A 17,471-nucleotide genomic window follows, 5' to 3' on the forward strand; every position below is an offset into this window, starting at 1 on the left:
GGGCACCAGGAACAGGGCGCGCAGGGTGGCGGAGAGCCGGAAGTGCTGGTGGAAGAAGACCGCGAGGGCCAGGCCGATGGCGTACTGGAAGACCAGGCACACGACGGTGAACACCACGGTGTGGGTGAGGGCCGGGGCGAAGGTCGGGTCGTCGAAGACCTTCTGGTAATTGTCCAATCCGGTGAACGGTGCGTCGCCCTGGACGAAGGAGCGGACCGTGTAGTTGCGCAGGCTCAGGTCGATGTTGCGGTAGAGCGGATAGGCGTAGAACAGGACGAGGTAGAGGGTCACCGGGGCGAGGAACGCCCAGGCGGCCCTCCCCCAGGCTTCGCCCGGGGGGACCCCCAGCTGGGAGGTCGGACGGCGCCGTGGCCGGGGCGGTGCGGTGGGGGCCGCACCGCTGTGGCCGGGCACGGGCCGGCGATGCGGCACTTGTGTCGTGTGGCTCATCAAACGGCCCTGGGGCGTTGTCACTTGACGGCGGACTGGGCGGCGTTCAGCGCGTCCTTCGGTGACTGCGAGCCGCTGAGGGCGGACTGGACGGCCTTCCACATCTGCTCGGAGATCTTGGGGTACTTGGTGCCGAGGTCGTCACTGGTGCGTCCCTTGGCCGCCTTGACCGCGTCCACCCAGGGCTTCAGACCGGCGTTGGCCGCCACCTGCTTGTCCTGGACCTCGGTGGTGGGGGCGACGTAGGACAGGGTGGTGTCGGTGTCGTACAGGTTCTGGCTGCTGGTCAGGCAGGTCGCCAGCTTCTGGGAGGTGGCGTAGCGGCCGGTGTCTCCCTGGACCGGGAGAGTGACGAACTCGCCGCCGGTCGGGGCCGGGGCGTTGCCCCCGTCGGCGCCGGGTATGGGCAGGACGCCGTAGTCGAAGCCAGCCTTCTCGGCATTGGCGAGCTGCCATGTGCCGTTCTCCGCGAACGCGTAGTCGCCGGTCGCGAACTCCTGCCAGCTGGTCGTCTGGGTGTTGTTGATGACCGAGTTGGGCGCGTAGCCCTTCTTCAGCCAGTCGGTCCACAGCGACAGCGCGGAGGCGGCCTCGGGTGAGTCGAGTTCGGTCAGCTTGGCGCCGGAACCCCAGAACCAGGGCAGAAACTGGAAGCTGCCCTCCTCGGTTCCGATCGCGGAGAAGGTGATGCCCTTCTTGCCCGCCTTCTCGACCTTCGCCAGCGCCGCCGTCAGCGACTTCCAGTCCTTGACCGATGCGGTGTCCACCCCGGCTTCCCTCAGCACCTCCTTGTTGTAGTAGAGGGCCAGGGTGTTGGCGCCGATCGGGGTTCCGTACGTCTTCCCGCCCGACTGGCCGGCCGCGAGCAGGTTGGGGTCCACCTTCGAGGTGTCCACCTTGTTCTCGTCGGTCGTGGTGAGCACGCCCGCCTCCGCCAGGGTCGACACCACCGGGTTGTCGACGATGAGCACGTCGGCGGAGTTGTCCTGCTGCGCCGCCAGCAGCGCCTTGTTCGTCAGGTCGCTGGTGTCGAACGCGGTCCGCTTGATCTTCACGCCGGCCTCGGTGCCGCAGTCGTCCAGCAGCTTCGCCCAGGCCGAGCTCTTGTCGAACTGCGGGTACGGGTCCCAGATCGTGTACGCGCCGCTGTCCGCGCCCTTGGTGTCGGTGCTGCCCGAGCCGGAGGAGCAGGCGGTGGCACTGGTGGCCACGGCCAGGGCGGTCAGGGCGGCGGCGGTCAGACGGCGCTGTCTGGAGGAGCTGTTCATCGCGGGTTCCTTTGTTCTGGGCATGCGGGTGCCGAGGGCACGGGGTTGCTGGAAGCGGACACGCCGAACGGCGCTGATGGCAGGTTCGAGCGATCGGCGGGGTGAGGAGAAAGGAGTACGGGGTTACCCGGGTCGTGCGATCAGGGAGTCGTACCGGGCCCGGTGCTGGCCCGCAGGGAGATCGGCGGGGTGAGCAGGTGGTGGCGGGGCGGCGCGTCGGGATGGTCGAGCCGCTCCACCAGCAGTTCGACGGCGAGTCGGCCCATCTCGGCCGCTGGTACGTCGGCCGCGGTGAGCTGCGGGGTCACCGTCTCCGCCCAGTGGTTGGCCACGACCCCGGTGACGGAGAAGTCGCGCGGCACATGGCGGCCCGCCTGGGCGAGCCCCCGGTAGAGGCCGCCCAGTGCGGCCTCGTTCAAGGTGACCAGGGCCGTGGTGGCGGGGTCGTCGTGCAGGATCTGTGCCACACAGGTCTGGCCCGAGGCGGCGTCGTCCCCGCAGCAGTACGTCCGCACCGTCAGCCCGCGCTCGGCCGCGGCCTTGGTGAAGCCGTCCAGGCCGCGGTGCGCGGACTCGTAGCCGGCCCGCAGGAGCTGCTCGGGACGGTTGACGAAGGCGACCCTGCGGTGGCCGAGGTCCGCGAGGTGGTGGACGCATGCCGCGGCCAGCGTGGTGTGGTCCAGGCCGACCCACCAGGAGCCCTCAGGACGAGCGGTGCGGCCGATGGCGACGGAGGGGATGTCCAGCGTGGCCAGGTGATCGACCCGGTCGTCCGCCAGCCTGATCTCCATCAGGATCGCGCCGTCGACCCTCCGCTCCCCCAGCAGCCGCTGGAACGAGCGGTCACTGTCCACGCCGCTCGGGGACAGCAGCACGTCGTAGTCGTAGGCCGCGGCGGCCTCCACCACACTCCCGATGAAATCCAGCTGCATCCCCGTGTAGTGGTTCCCGGCCGGCGGGAAGACCAGGCCGATCGTGCTTGTCCGGCCGTTGGCCAGGGCACGGGCGCTGGCGCTGGGCCGGTAGCCCAGCTCGTCGACGACCTGCTGGATTCTCCGGCGCGTGTCCTCCGAAACCGGGCGCTTGCCGCTCAGCGCGTAGGACACCGTGCTCCGCGACACACCGGCCCGCTTGGCGATCTCACCGATGTTCACGGCGACTCCTTGCTCGAACCGGTTCGCTGCTCGGGGAAGAGCATATCGCCAGTCGCATGAGGACGTGGGAATGAGGAGGAGGCACGACCCGGTCGTCGAACCGGTTCGCGTGAAGTGACGGTAGGAACAGCCCGGACCCGTGTCAACACCCCGGACCGCACTTCCACAACCCTGAAGAAAACGGTAGTTGTGTGCGTCGAAGGGATTGATGGTCGAGTTCCTTGGTGCTAGCTTCACCGAACCGGTTCGACGAACGGGCCCTTTGGGGCAGCCGTGGACCCGTTCCGCACAGCCTCCGCAGCGCGGGCCCCCCACCCCCGCCACGTGGAAGAGTCCCCCCGCCTCTGTGGCGCCTGAGGTCGAACCGATTCGAGGGACCCCGTTACCCCCAAGGATTGAGGACGCAATCCATGCCATCCGCTGACAGATCCGCCCGGCGCCGCGCCCCGGCCGCCGTGGCCCTGACTCTCGGCGCGGGCCTGCTGGCCGCACCCGCCGTCCCGGCTCAGGCGGCCGACGCACCCCAGCCCACCGCCCGCTACACCTTCGACGAGGACGACCTCGCCTCCGGCAGGATCACCGACAGCTCCGGCAACGGCCTGACGGCGAGCCTGGTCAACGGCTCCACCGCGCAGTCCGTCGCGGGCACGGACGGAGGCAAGGCACTCGCCCTGCCCGGCGGGGCGCCCACCTCCAACGGCGCGTACGTCCGGCTGCCCCGCGAAGTGCTGGGCGACGCAAGCGACTTGACGGTCTCCGCCCGGGTGAAGTGGAGCGGCGACAAGTCGTCCTGGCAGCGGATCTTCGACCTGGGCACCAACACCACCAAGTACCTCTTCACCACCCCGTACAGCGGCAACGGGGTGCTGCGCACCGCCGCCACCACCGGCGGAGGGGGTGCGGAGGCACAGGTCAACGGCTACGCCATGCTGCCCGCGGACGAGTGGCGGACCGTCACCGTCACCCTCGACACCGCCGTCGGCCGGCTCACCACCTACCTCGACGGCGTGGCGGTCTCCTCGGCCCCGACCGGCATCAAGGCCAAGGAACTGCTGGACAGTTCGGCCACGGCCGCCGGCTACATCGGCAAGTCGTTCTGGCCGGACCCGCTGCTCAAGGGCGCGATCGACGACTTCGCCGTGTGGCACTCGGCGCTCAGCGCCGAACAGGTGGCCGGCCTGGTCGGGGCCGCGCCGACCGTCCAGGAGCTCTCGAAGACATCCTTCGAGGTCCGTACGACGACCGGGACGGCCCCGTCCCTCCCCGCCGCCGTGCGCTCCTCCTTCTCCGACGGCTACGACCGGGACACGCCGATCACCTGGGACGCCGTACCTTCCGAGAAGTACGACCGGCCTGGGACGTTCACCGTGGCGGGAACGGCGGCCGGGCGCGCGGTGCGGGCGACCGTCACCGTGGTCCGCGAGGGTCAGCTCACCGTCGACCTCGGGTCGGACACCGGAGCGTTCCACGGCGGCGCCTCCGGCACCCTCTACGGCCTGTACGGACCGGACGTCCCCACCAACAACCTCATCGAGGGCATGGGCCTGCGCACGGTCTCCACGAAGGCGCAGGACGGCCCGCAGCACCCCGGTGCCGACGCGCTGGAGGTGGTCAAGCCGCTGGCCGACTCCACCGACGGTGACGTGTACGTCTACATGACCGACATCCACCGCGGTTTCCCGTACCAGTGGCCGGGCGACACCCCCGAGGAGAAGCTGAAACTCTACAAGGAGAAGCTGGCGACGCAGGTCGACCAGGTCCTGCAGCTGCCCGAGAAGTACCAGGACAACGTCGTCTTCGTGCCGTTCAACGAGCCCGAGGGCAACATGTTCGGCACCGGGGAGTGGAGCTACAACAAGGTCAGCTGGCTCAATGACCCCGACGACTTCTTCGCCGCCTGGGACGACGCCTACGAGCTCATCAAGGGCAGGATGCCGGACGCCCGCATCGCCGGCCCCAACACCAGCATCCTGTACGACCAGGTGAAGGGCTTCCTCACGCATGCCCTGGCCGCCGGCACCCTCCCCGAGGTCATCACCTGGCACGAGCTGAGCCACCCGGAGGCGGTGCGCGCGAGCGTCGCCAAGTACCGGACGTGGGAGAAGGAGCTGTTCCAGGGCACGGACAAGGAAGGCACCCGGCTCCCGATCAACATCAACGAGTACGCCTTCAACTACCACACCTCCGTCCCCGGCCAGATGATCCAGTGGGTGTCCGCGATCGAGGAGTCCAAGGTGGACGCCGACATCGCGTACTGGAACATCGACGGCAACCTCTCCGACTCCGCGGTGCAGTCCAACCGCGGCAACGGCCAGTGGTGGCTGCTGCACGCGTACGCCTCGATGAGCGGGCACACGGTGAAGGTGACCCCGCCGTTCCCCGGCGAGAACTACACCATGCAGGGCGTCGCCACGCTCGACGAGAAGAAGCGGCAGGCGCGGCTGGTCTTCGGCGGGTCCACCGGCAAGGGCCACATCACCTTCGCGGGCGTCCCGAAGGAACTCTTCGGGGACCGCGTGCACGCCTGGGTGCGGGAGATCGGGTGGAGCGGGCAGGTGGGCGACTCCTCCGGCCCGCAGCTGCTCACGGAGACCAACCTGAAGGTCGGTGACGACGGCGGTGTCGTCGTCGACTTCGGCAACGGCGGGCTGCCGGCCCTGAAGGAGTCCTCGGCGTACGAGATCGTCCTCAGCCCGGCCGGGAAGGCCGCGGGCACGCAGTCCCCGCCCGTGACCTGGCAGGCGTCGTACGAGGCGGAGGACGCCGCCCACACCGGGTCCGGCTACTCGAAGAACGGCCCGGAGGGCTCGCCGCGCGACGTGTCGAAGTTCTACACCTCCGGCGGCTACAACGCGGGCGGCCTGCGCACCGGCTCGGACGTCACGCTCGACTTCACCGTGGACGTGCCCGACGACGGCACCTACGACCTGAGCGTCTTCGCCAACTCCCTCAACACCTTCGACCGGGTGAAGGAGCAGGGCCCCACCAACGTCTTCCTGCGCGTGGACGGCGAGGCGGACAGCGAGCAGGAGCTGCATCTGCCGCTCGGCTACAAGTGGGTGGTGTGGGACCACACCGACACCAAGGTCCAGCTCACCAAGGGCAAGCACACCCTGACGCTCGCCGCGAAGAGCCTGGACGGCCAGCGCGCCACCAAGGGCGACGCCATCGTCGACCGCCTCACCCTCTCCCTCCCCGCGGCTTCGGCCGACACGCAGGTGTACGAGGGTGAGCTGGCCTGGCCGGACGGCGGGGCGCAGCCCCTCTACAGCCTGCCGACGCAGGCCGGAACCCCCGCCACCGGCTCGGGCGCTGTCCGGCTCGCCGAGGGCCAGACCGCCACGTTCTGGGTCTACTCACCCGCCGACCGCGAGGCCACCGTCAAGGTCGACACCCTCGGCGGCTCGGACGCCCGGCTCTCCGTCAACGGGCACGACGTGCTGCGCCTGGCCAAGGGCAGGAGCAGCGTGGCCGTCTCCCTCTCGGGTGGCGTCAACAAGGTGACGGTGACCGGGGGGGCGTACGCCACCCTCGTCGACCGCCTCACGGTCACGCCGACCGAGGGCGCGCTCCCGTCGCGTACGTACGAGGCGCAGGACGCCAAGCTCGCGGGCTCGGCCACGCTCGCGCCGCTGTCCCTGGCCACCGACGGTACGGCGATCACCGGTATCGGCGGCGCCCCCGGCAACGGCAACACCGCGACCTTCACCGTCGACGCCGACCGCCCCGGCCTGTACGCGCTGCGCATCCGTTACTCCAACCCCGAGCAGTCCGAGGCCACCCACTACAACCCGGACCCGCTCGCCCGCCATGCCGACATCACCGTCAACGGCGGCGAGGTGCGGCGCGTCGGCTTCCCGCACAGCTTCCACCAGAACAACTTCTGGGAGCTGACCGTCCCGGTCCATCTCGAGAAGGGGCAGAACACGATCACCTTCCGTTCCGAGGAGCTGCCGAACTTCGACGGCACCACCTACGCCTCGGACACCTTCCCCGGGGTGCTGCTCCGCTCCCGCTACGCGCCGCTGATCGACCGGATCACCGTCGCGCCCTACGCGCGGGAGGTGCGATGAGGTAACAACCGCCGGCGACGACCCCGCCGCCGGTGCCGCAACCAGGCGCCCGGATCCGTCACAGCCGACGGATCCGGGCGCTGCGCAGTGTGTGAGCAGCACCGCAGGTCGCCCTCATGAGTCACGGGTCGATTCCAATCGTCGGACGAGGGTACAAGCGTCGGCACCATGGTCTTGACGGTGAGACTCAAGGCGTGTTCGCTGTTGCGCCAGCAGATAAACATCTCTCATTGCGCAACAGCCGCCACCTACCATGCCCGAGCCCGACGACAGAAGGAGAGAGAGCATGGCTGCTCCCCAGATGGCAAAATCGCCAGTTGACACCTCGGATCAAGAGAAACCGGGGGCCCGCTCCACATGGGCGACGATCGCACCCGGTGTCTTCTGGCCGTCCACGATCATCATCGTTGCCTTCGTGCTCTACGCCACGGTCTTCAAGGACTCCGCACAGGACGTCATCAGTACGGTGCAGGAGGAGATCATCAGTGGGCTCGGTTGGTACTATACCGCCCTTGTCTCACTCTTCGTGATTTTTGCCCTCTGGGTCGGTATCGGCCGCTTCGGAGACATCAAGCTCGGCAAGGACGACGAACGACCCGAGTTCGCCATGGGCTCATGGCTGGCCATGCTGTTCGCCGCGGGTATGGGTATCGGGCTGGTCTTCTGGGGTGTCGCCGAGCCGTTGAACCACTTCGTCTCCCCGAGGCCGGGCGTCGGTGAGGGCGAGGCCGCGCGGAGCGAGTTCGCCATGGTCCAGACGTTCCTGCACTGGGGTATCCACCCCTGGGCCATCTACGTCGTGGTCGGTCTCGCCGTCGCCTACGCCGTGCACCGCAAGGGTCGTCCCATCTCGATCCGCTGGGCTCTGGAGCCGCTCTTCGGCGACAGGGTCAAGGGCGCCTGGGGCGACGCCATCGACACCGTCGCCGTCGTCGGCACCATCTTCGGCGTGGCCACCTCGCTCGGCTTCGGCGTCCTGCAGATCTCGGCGGGGCTCGGCCTCCAGGGTTGGGTGACCGACCCCGGCACGCCCCTGCGGATCGCCCTCATCATCGGCATCACCCTGCTCGCCACCATCTCCGTGGTGACGGGCGTCGGCAAGGGCATCAAGTGGCTGTCGAACATCAACATGGGCCTGGCCGGCGCGTTGATGCTGTTCGTACTCGTCGCGGGCCCGACCCTGTTCATCCTCAACGGCTTCGTCGAGGACATCGGCGCGTATCTGCAGAACCTCCTCGCGCTGAGCTTCGACACCGGCGCCAGCCAGGGCGCCGAGGGCACCGCATGGGTCAGCGGCTGGACGGTCTTCTACTGGGGCTGGTGGATTTCCTGGGCTCCGTTCGTCGGCGTCTTCATCGCCCGTATCTCCCGCGGACGGACCGTTCGTGAGTTCGTCACGGGTGTGCTGCTGGTACCGACTCTGCTCACCTTCGTCTGGTTCGCCATCTTCGGCGGCTCGGCAATCCACCGCGAGACGGTCGGTGACGGTGGACTGGTGGGCGAGGACGGCACGGTGGGTACGGACAGCGCGCTCTTCCAGTTGCTCGACACCCTGCCGGGCGGCGCGTTCGTCGCCGGGATGGCGCTTCTGCTGATCGTGCTGTTCTTCGTCACCTCCTCCGACTCCGGGAGCTATGTGGTCGACGTGCTGGCCTCCGGCGGCGACCCCGAGCCGCCGACCTGGAGCCGCGTGTTCTGGTGCGCCGCTGAGGGGGCCGTGGCCATCGCACTGCTGATCGCCAGCGGCACGGGAACGTCGTCGCTGTCCACGCTGCAGACGGCCGCGATCATCACGGCGCTGCCCTTCAGTCTGGTGATGATCGGGATGTGCCTCGCCACGGCCAAGTCCTTCCGCCGAGAACACCACGCCTATCTCGCCGCCCAACGGAAGAAACAGGAGGAGCGGCTCATCGACCAGGCCGTCACGGCCTTCGAGGAGGGTCTGGAGAACGGGACCTCGTCGAACGGGGCCACGGACGACCCGGTGGACGCGCGCACCACATAGGCAGGAGCCATACGCCGCACGCCCCGGCATCAGTCGTGAAGTCGACGACCCGCGCCGGGGCGCGCGGCACGCGGCACGCGGCACGCGGCACGCGGCACGCGGCACGCGGGGAGACCATGCGGCTCCTCCCCGTCCCGCACGAGAAGGCACGTTCCGAGAGAGGAAGTGTGCGTGCTCGGTTCTTGCTCCCGACGGCGCCCGGTCCACGGTGGTGTGCGTGGGGTGCACCTGGGCAGACGTCCTGCCCCACCTGCCTCCACTGGCCCGCTTCGGCGAACTGTCGCCACTGATCTGCGGGATGTCACCAGCGACCCCGCGGCCCTGGATTCGACCGGTTTCTGGGCGGTGGTCGCGGACTTCGAGGGGCGGCTGGTCTGCGCCCGCCTCGGGGACGTACGGCACGAGCCCGTCCTCGCTCCCCGGCCCGGCGCCTGGCGCGGCCCCGCCCGCCGGTGACTGGACCTCCTCGCTCGACCGCACCGCCTACACCGCGGGGGAGGGCGGATCCGTGAGCACATCGCGGTGGGCGAGGTCTACCAGGCGAACCTCTGCCGTGTCCTGTCCGCTCCGCTGCCCGAACCCGAGGCATCGCCCGCCGACGTGGACGCGCTGACCGCGCTGCTGGCCTGAGGCAATCCGGCCCCGTAGGCGGGTACGGTCCGGCTGCCCACCCACGGCGTGGAGGTGGCCACCGCCTCGCCCGAGCTGTTCCTGCGCCGCGCCGGCCGGGTCGTGGAGTCCGGGCCCATCAAGGGCACCGGGCGGACCGCGGCGGACCTGCTGGAGAAGGACCGGGCCGAGAACATGACGATCGTGGACCTGGTCCACCCCAGCCTGGTGCGCCTGGTCTCCACCGTGCGCGGTGAGCTCGCCGAGGGCGCGGGCTGGCCGGGACTGCTGGCCAGTACCTTCCCGCCCGGCTCCGTCACGGGCGCTCCCGAGTACAGCGCGCTGCGGATCATCGAGGCGCTGGAAACCACGCCCCGCGGCCCTTACTGCGGCGGCATCGGCTGGGTCGACGCCGACCGTGGCACCGGCGAGCTGGCCGTCGCTCCGCACCTTCTGGACCGAGCGAACCGCGACCGGCGGCCCGGTGCTGCGCTTCGGCACCGGCGCGGGCATCACCTGGGGCTCGGATCCCGAGCGCGAGTGGGAGCTGAAGGCGTCCCGGCTGCTCGCGGTGGCGTGCGCAACCGGCGTCAGCGGTGAGCCGGTCCTCCCGGGGTGGGCCGGTAGTCAGCCGGCCCCGGACGCGCCGAGTCGGCTTGCTGGCCGCCTCGGACTCCGGAACGCCGGAGCGGCCACCGAAGGTGTGCTCCCGTACGCGGCGCCGATGCCGGCCGGTCTCTGGGGCTGGGTGGCCGGCACACCGTCCGGCCACCGCCCGGTTCCTCAGGTATGTGGGCAAGGCCTCTCAGTGGGCGGGCGTCGCCCCGATCCTGTCCTGCACCCAGGCGTGGAAGGCGCCGATGTGGTGCTCGCTGGGGACGAGGACGCCACCCTTGGCGTAGGCGCGGGAGCTCATGCCGGGCTGGGTGCGCTCGCAGGCGTCGAAGTCCTGCTGGTTGACCCGGTGGAAGAGCTCCACCGACCGGCTGACGTCCTTGCCGCTCTCGACGACGTGCGGGAGATAGAGCCAGTCGCACTCGACGATCGTGCGGTCCGCGGCCATCGGGTACATACGGTGGAAGATGACATGGTCGGGGACGAGGTTGATGAAGACCTGCGGCCTGACGGTGATCGCGTAGTAACGGCGGTCCTGGTCCTCGGCCACGCCCGGGATCCGGTCCAGGCCCTCGGAGCCGTCGACGGTGAAGCCCCGGACCTCCTCACCGAACTCGGCCCCGTGCCCGACGTAGTACTGGGCGGCGAAGCCGTCGGCGAACTCCGGGAGCACCTCGGTCAGTTCGGGGTGAATCGTGGCGCAGTGGTAGCACTCCATGAAGTTCTCGATGATGAGCTTCCAGTTCGCCTTCACGTCGTAGGTGATCCGTCGGCCCACCTCTAGGTTGTCGATGTCGTAGCTCTCGATCGACTCGGCGGCGCCCAGGCGCTCGGTCACCGCGCCCATCACGTCTTCCTCGAAGGACGGCGGAGTGTTCGCGAGGCACACCCACACGTACCCGAGCCACTCCCGGACGTGGACGTTGATCAGGCCGTACTCGACGCGGTCGATGTCCGGCATCGACGTCAGGTTGGGCGCGGCGACCAGCTTGCCGTCGAGGCCGTAGGTCCAGGCGTGGTACGGGCACTGGAATGCGCGCTTGACCTCGCCGGACTCCGCGGTGCACAGCTTGGCCCCGCGGTGCCGGCAGATGTTCAGGAACGCCCTGATCGAGCCGTCCCGGGAGCGGGAGATCAGCACGCTCTCCCGTCCGACCTGGTAGGTGCGGAACTGGCCGGGCTTGGCCAGCTCCGAGGCGCGGGCCGCGCAGAACCACATGGCCTCGAAGATGCGCTCCTGCTCCAGGGCGAAGACCTCGGGGTCCGTGTAGCGGTCGCCGGGCAGGGTGGCGATCAGGCTGGACGGCAGGCTGGTCGACGGCAGGTTGGTGATGGTCATCATGTCACCTTCGGAAAATGTCAGACGCGTACGCGGCGGGGGTCGAAGAGGGCGATGGGATGGTCGGTGCTGCCTTCGGTGGCCAGGTCGGCGAGGATCTCGCCGATCACCGGCACGAACTTGAACCCGTGCCCGGAGAATCCGCAGGCGACGGTGGTGCGCGAGTGCTCGGGGTGCCGGGACAGGACGAAGTGTTCGTCCGGCGTGCTGGCGTACATGCAGGCCGCGCCCTTGAGGAAACGGCCGGGAAGGGCCGGGATGCGCGGACGCAGGTAGTCGGCCATGGCCTCGATCTCCTCCGGGTGGATCCGGCGGTCGAGGGTGTCGGGGTCGCTGGGGAGGCCCTTGCGGAAGAAGGCGACCTTGGCGCCGCCGTCGGGGCCGTCGAGGGAGGGGAAGCCGTAGATCTGGGTGCCGTCCGGGTCCTCCCAGATGTAGACGGGGTGCCGGTCGGCGGTGAACGGGCCGGCGCCGCCCTCGGGCTGGAACCAGTACATGACCTGGCGTTCCACCGTCACGCTGACGCCGAGGTCGGACAGCAGCTGCGGCGCCCAGGCGCCGGGGGCGAAGATCAGCCGCTCGGCGGTGTGGACGCCTCGGTCGGTGACCACCCATGCCTTGCTTCCCGGGCCGTCGTCCTCCCAGCCGAGCACGCGTTCCGCGAAGTGCAGCTCGGCGCCGTGGGCACGGGCCAGGTCCAGGTGAGCGCTGACGGTGGCCTCCGGCCGGGCCACGCCGGCCCTGCGCTCGTGGACGGCGATGTCCTCGGCGGCCGGGGTGAAGGTGGGGAAACGGCGCCGGATGTCGGCGGCGTCCAGGATCTCGTGGTCCAGGCCCCACTGCCGGGCGCTGTTCAGGGTTCCGGCGACGGCCAGGCTGTCCTCGCGCCCTATCATCAGGCCACCGGTCTCGGTGAAGACCTCGCGGCCGGAGTCGGTGGCCAGCTTCTGCCACAGTTCGTGCGCGCGGAGCAGCAGCGGCACATAGGCGGGGTCCTCGAAGTAGGCCTGCCGGTAGATGCGTGAACCGCCGTGGCTGGAGCCGAGGCTGTGGGCCGGGCCGAAGCGTTCCAGGCCCAGTACACGGTGGCCTCGGGCGGCGAGGTGGTAGGCGGCTGCGCTGCCCATCCCGCCCAGGCCCACGACGATCACGTCGTACGAAGAGGGCATGTGTGTGCCTCCTGGGATCGTGTTGAGGGTGCGCCGGTTCGCGGTCTCGTCGGCTTCTCGGCTGCCGCGGACGGATCGGCGCAGGATGCGGATGCGCTACGCCGACCGGCGGGCCGCCGGCGTACACAGGCTCCCGGGGCGTTCGACCCGCGCGGTCACAGGACCACCACCGAGCGCAGGACCTCACCGCGGTTCATCTTCTCGAACGCCGCCTCCACCTCGTCCAGGGCGATCTTCTCGCTGACGAAGCCCGCCAGGTCGAAGCGGCCTTGCAGGTAGAGGTCAATGAGGGCGGGGAAGTCCCGGGAGGGCAGACAGTCGCCGTACCAGGAGGACTTCAGCGACCCGCCCCGGCCGAAGACGTCCAGCAGAGGCAGGTCGACGGTCGTGTCCGGGGTGGGGACACCGACCAGGACGACGGTGCCGGCCAGGTCGCGGGCGTAGAAGGCCTGCTGGTACGTCTCCGGGCGGCCCACCGCGTCCACGACGACGTCGGCGCCGAAGCCGCCGGTGAGAGCGCGGACGGCCTCGACGGCGTCGGTCCTGGCGGAGTCGACGGTGTCGGTGGCCCCGAACCTCTCGGCCCACCGGAGCTTCCGCTCGTCGACGTCGACGGCGATGATCTTCGAGGCGCCGGCCACCTTGGCGCCGGCGATGGCGGCCATGCCCACGCCCCCACAGCCGATCACGGCGATCGAGTCGCCGCGGCCGACGGCACCGGTGTTGACCGCGGCGCCGAATCCCGCCATCACGCCGCAGCCCAGCAGGCCCGCCGCGGCGGGGGCGGCGGCCGGGTCGACCTTGGTGCACTGGCCGGCGGCGACCAGCGTCTTCTCGGCGAAGGCCCCGATGCCGAGCGCGGGGGCGAGCGGCGTGCCGTCGGGCAGCGTCATGGGCTGGGTCGCGTTGTGGGTGGCGAAGCAGTACCACGGCTTGCCCTTGGCGCAGGCGCGGCATGTGCCGCAGACCGCACGCCAGTTGAGGACGACGAAGTCTCCGGGCGCGACCTCCGTGACGCCGTCGCCCACCGCCTCGACGACGCCGGCGGCCTCGTGACCGAGCAGGAAGGGGAACTCGTCGTTGATGCCGCCGTCCCGGTAGTGCAGGTCGGTATGGCAGACACCGCAGGCCTGTACCTGCACCAGCGCCTCACCGGGGCCGGGGTCCGGCACCAGGATGGTCTCCACCGAGACGGGGGCGCCCTGTTTCCGGGCGACGACGGCGCGTACCTCGTGTGTCACTGTCGAGCTCCTCGCGGGTTTCCGTACGAACGACGGGTGAGGTGCCCGGGGGCCGCCCCAGGCGTTGCATATAGCGCATCTGACTGCGCCATGAGAAACACTCCTTCCTGCGGAGGAGCACTGTCAAGGGGTGGGTCACACCCCGGCCGCCGGTTCCAGCCGGACCACGACGGACTTGGACGTGGGGGTGTTGCTGATCGCCGCGGTCGAGTCCAGGGGCACCAGGACGTTGGTCTCCGGGAAGTACGCCGCACAGCAGCCGCGGGGCGTCGGGAAGGCGACGGTGCGAAAGCCCGGCGCCCGGCGCTCCACCCCGTCCTCGTACTCACTGACGATGTCCACGAGGTCGCCGTCGGCCAGCCCCCGGGCGGCGAGGTCGTCCTCGTGCACGAACAGCACGCGGCGTCCCTGGTGGATGCCGCGATAGCGGTCGTCCAGTCCGTAGATGGTGGTGTTGTACTGGTCGTGCGAGCGCAGCGTCTGCAGCAGCAGCCGGCCTTCCGGTACGCGCAGGATGTCCAGCGGGTTCACGGTGAAGTTGGCCCGGCCGGTGGCGGTGGTGAAGCGGCGCTCGTCGCGGGGCGGGTGGGGCAGGGTGAAGCCGCCGGGTCGGCGCACTCGGTCGTTGAACTCCTCGAAGCCGGGGATCACCCGTGCGATGCGGTCGCGGATACGGTCGTAGTCGGCCTCGAACTCCTCCCAGGGCACCCGCCGCGCCGGGACGGCCGATGTTGCCGCGCGGGCCCCGAGGGTGGCCCGGGCCATCCCGCAGATGATCTCCACTTCGCTGCGGAGGTGATCGGAGGCGGGGGCGAGTCGCCCCCGCGAGAGGTGCACCATGCCCATGGAGTCCTCCACCGTCACCAGTTGGGGCCCCGAGGGCCGCAGGTCGGCCTCGGTGCGGCCCAGGCAGGGCAGGATGAGCGCCTGCTCCCCGGTGATCGCGTGGGACCGGTTGAGCTTGGTGGAGATCTGCACGGTGAGCCGGCAGCCGCGCAGCGCCTGTTCGGTCACCTCGGTGTCGGGGGCGGCGGCGACGAAGTTGCCGCCCAGCCCCACGAAGACCTTCACCCGGCCGTCACGCATGGCACGGATGGTCTCGACCGCGTCATGGCCGTGGTGACGTGGCGGTTCGAAACCGAATTCGGCACCGAGGGCGTCGAGGAAGTCCTCACCGGGTTTCTCGTAGATGCCCATCGTCCGGTCGCCCTGCACGTTGGAGTGGCCGCGCACGGGGCACAGCCCGGCGCCGGGACGGCCGATGTTGCCGCGCAGGAGGAGGAAGTTGACGACATCGCGGATGGTCGGGACGGAGTGGCGGTGCTGGGTGAGGCCCATCGCCCAGCAGACGACGATCTTCTCGGCGGCGAGTACCTCCCGGAACGCCGCCCTGATCTCGTCCTCGGACAGCCCGGTGGCCTCCAGGACGTCCTCCCAGGAGGTCTTGCGGGCGTGCTCGGCGAGCGCCTCGAAGCCGTGCGTGTGCGAGGTGATGAAGGAGGTGTCGAGGACGCTGCCAGGGGCGTCGTCCTCCGCTTCCAGCAACAGCCGGTTGAAGGCCTGGAACAGAGCCTGATCGCCGCCCAGCCTGATCTGCAGGAAGAGGTCGGCCAGCTGGGCACCGCCGCCGACGAGGCCGGACGGCCGCTGGGGGTTCTTGAACCGGAGCAGGCCGGCCTCGGGCAGCGGATTGACCGCGATGACGCGCGCGCCGCGCTGCTTGGCCCGCTCCAGGGCGGAGAGCATCCGCGGATGGTTGGTGCCGGGATTCTGGCCGACCACGAGGATCAGCTCCGCCTCGTAGAGGTCCTCCAGACTGACGCTGCCCTTGCCGATGCCGATCGTCTCGACCAGGGCCGAACCGCTGGACTCGTGGCACATGTTGGAGCAGTCCGGCAGGTTGTTGGTGCCCAGCATCCGGACGAACAGCTGATAGACGAAGGCGGCCTCGTTGCTCGCCCGGCCGGAGGTGTAGAAGGCGGCCTGGTCGGGGTGGTCGAGGGCGGCGAGCTCCCGGGCGAGGACGGCGAACGCGTCCTCCCACGAGATCGGGCGGTACTGGTCACTGCCCGCCGGACGGTACATGGGGTGGGTGAGGCGTCCCTGCTGTCCGAGCCAGTAGTCGCTGCGGCCGGCGAGTTCCTCCAGGCTGTGCCCGGCGAAGAACTCCGGGGTCACCCGGCGCAGCGTGGCCTCTTCCGCCACGGCCTTGGCCCCGTTCTCGCAGAACTCCGCGCGGTGCCGGTGTTCCGGTTCGGGCCAGGCGCAGCCCGGACAGTCGAAGCCGTCCTTCTGGTTGACCCGGAGGAGGGTGAGCAGGCCACGGCGTGCGCCCATCTGGGTGCCCGCGTGGCGGAGTGAGGAGGTGACCGCCGGAATTCCGGCGGCGTAGTCCTTCGGTGGACCCACCCGCAGTCGGGCGTCGCCGGGGTCCTCAGCAGGGGCCTTGCGGGTCATGTATGGCGCTCCGCGGTGTGTGAGTGAAGGATTGCTGTTGCTTATTACGATGAGGAGTTCTCATTGCACAACGCACCCCCAGGAAGCCCGCGTGGCCGACTTCTGTCAAGACACACCCTTGACCGGACCCACTCCCCCTTGGACCATGTTGCGTATCGCTCGCCTTGTTGCTCATTGCGCACCACTGGAGGATGCCATGCCCCCTCGCCCCCGCCCCGGCCGCGAGTTCGTCCTCACCCTCTCCTGTCCCGACCAGGCCGGACTGGTCCACGCCGTCAGCGGCTTCCTGGTCGAGCACTCCGGAAACATCCTGGAGAGCCAGCAGTTCGACGACCGCCTGCAGGACCGCTTCTTCATGCGTGTGCACTTCGACGTCTCCGCCCCGGAGACCTCACTGGAGCGCCTGCGCGCCGACTTCGCCCCACTGGCCGAGACCTACCGGATCGACTGGCGGCTGCACGACGCGGCCGCCCCCACCCGCGCCCTGATCATGGTCTCCAAGTACGGCCACTGCCTGAACGACCTGCTGTTCCGCAAGAGCACCGGCGCCCTCAACATCGAGATCCCGGCGATCGTCTCCAACCACCGGGACTTCGAGCCGCTCGCGCAGAGCCACGGCATCCCCTTCCACCACATCCCCGTCACACCGCAGACCAAGGCGGAGGCGGAAGCACAGCTGCTGGAGCTGATGGAGCGGTTCGAGATCGACCTCGTGGTCCTCGCCCGCTATATGCAGATCCTCTCTGACGACCTGTGCAAGCGGCTCGAGGGCCGGGCCATCAACATCCACCACTCCTTCCTCCCCAGCTTCAAGGGGGCCCGCCCCTACCTCCAGGCCCACCAGCGGGGAGTCAAGCTGGTCGGGGCCACCGCCCACTACGTCACCCCCGACCTGGACGAAGGACCCATCATCGAGCAGGACGTCCTCCGCGTGACCCACTCCCACGACCCCGACGAACTGGTCACCATGGGCCGGGACGTCGAGGCCCGGGTCCTGGCGCGCGCCGTGCAGTGGCACACCGAGAGTCGCATCCTGCTCAACGGCCACCACACCGTGGTCTTCCGCTGACGCACCCGTTCCGTGTTCCCGT

General features: G+C 69.7%; 10 protein-coding genes and 1 pseudogene. 4 read left to right on the forward strand and 7 right to left on the reverse strand.

Annotation, left to right across the window (positions count from 1 at the left end):
* The 3 genes from AQJ91_RS47260 to AQJ91_RS47270 all read right to left on the reverse strand — a co-directional run.
* The coding region (locus AQJ91_RS47260) for a carbohydrate ABC transporter permease (protein ID WP_199848220.1) at positions 1 to 450 on the reverse strand (450 nt) is incomplete at its 3' end.
* Positions 451 to 470: 20 nt separating this feature from the next.
* Positions 471 to 1,718 carry a sugar ABC transporter substrate-binding protein gene (locus tag AQJ91_RS47265; RefSeq protein WP_067036250.1) on the reverse strand — a complete coding sequence of 416 codons (1,248 nt, stop codon included), beginning with the start codon at positions 1,716 to 1,718 and terminating at the stop codon, positions 471 to 473.
* A gap of 140 nt (positions 1,719 to 1,858) precedes the next feature.
* A complete protein-coding gene (locus AQJ91_RS47270; protein WP_067036252.1) occupies positions 1,859 to 2,872 on the reverse strand; it encodes a LacI family DNA-binding transcriptional regulator in 1,014 nt (337 codons plus the stop codon).
* A gap of 410 nt (positions 2,873 to 3,282) precedes the next feature.
* Here AQJ91_RS47270 and AQJ91_RS47275 point away from each other — a divergent pair, with 410 nt between their 5' ends.
* The 3 genes and pseudogenes from AQJ91_RS47275 to AQJ91_RS47285 form a co-directional block, all read left to right on the forward strand.
* Positions 3,283 to 6,945, forward strand: coding sequence for a LamG-like jellyroll fold domain-containing protein (locus tag AQJ91_RS47275; protein WP_067036255.1), 3,663 nt, complete (start codon positions 3,283 to 3,285; stop codon positions 6,943 to 6,945).
* A 286-nt stretch (positions 6,946 to 7,231) separates the two neighbouring features.
* A complete protein-coding gene (locus tag AQJ91_RS47280) occupies positions 7,232 to 8,950 on the forward strand; it encodes a BCCT family transporter (protein ID WP_234383462.1) in 1,719 nt (572 codons plus the stop codon).
* A gap of 241 nt (positions 8,951 to 9,191) precedes the next feature.
* Positions 9,192 to 10,145: pseudogene (locus AQJ91_RS47285) on the forward strand (chorismate-binding protein); the annotation flags it as partial.
* 219 nt (positions 10,146 to 10,364) lie between these two features.
* Here AQJ91_RS47285 and AQJ91_RS47290 read toward each other — a convergent pair.
* From AQJ91_RS47290 to AQJ91_RS47305, 4 genes are all read right to left on the reverse strand, one after another.
* Positions 10,365 to 11,498, reverse strand: coding sequence for an aromatic ring-hydroxylating oxygenase subunit alpha (locus AQJ91_RS47290; RefSeq protein WP_067036273.1), 1,134 nt, complete (start codon positions 11,496 to 11,498; stop codon positions 10,365 to 10,367).
* Positions 11,499 to 11,533: 35 nt separating this feature from the next.
* Entirely contained in the window at positions 11,534 to 12,682 is a 1,149-nt protein-coding gene (solA, locus tag AQJ91_RS47295) for an N-methyl-L-tryptophan oxidase (protein WP_067036258.1), read from the reverse strand.
* Between the two features lie 155 nt (positions 12,683 to 12,837).
* A complete protein-coding gene (locus AQJ91_RS47300) occupies positions 12,838 to 13,923 on the reverse strand; it encodes an S-(hydroxymethyl)mycothiol dehydrogenase (RefSeq protein WP_067036261.1) in 1,086 nt (361 codons plus the stop codon).
* A 135-nt stretch (positions 13,924 to 14,058) separates the two neighbouring features.
* Positions 14,059 to 16,380 carry an FdhF/YdeP family oxidoreductase gene (locus AQJ91_RS47305; protein WP_067036264.1) on the reverse strand — a complete coding sequence of 774 codons (2,322 nt, stop codon included), beginning with the start codon at positions 16,378 to 16,380 and terminating at the stop codon, positions 14,059 to 14,061.
* Positions 16,381 to 16,576: 196 nt separating this feature from the next.
* On the opposite strand from AQJ91_RS47305, the gene purU reads away from it, so the two are divergent.
* Positions 16,577 to 17,449 carry a formyltetrahydrofolate deformylase gene (purU, locus tag AQJ91_RS47310; protein ID WP_067036267.1) on the forward strand — a complete coding sequence of 291 codons (873 nt, stop codon included), beginning with the start codon at positions 16,577 to 16,579 and terminating at the stop codon, positions 17,447 to 17,449.
* Positions 17,450 to 17,471: the final 22 nt, after the last annotated feature.

Source organism: Streptomyces dysideae, from assembly GCF_001514305.1.
Taxonomy (GTDB): Bacteria; Actinomycetota; Actinomycetes; order Streptomycetales; family Streptomycetaceae; genus Streptomyces; species Streptomyces dysideae.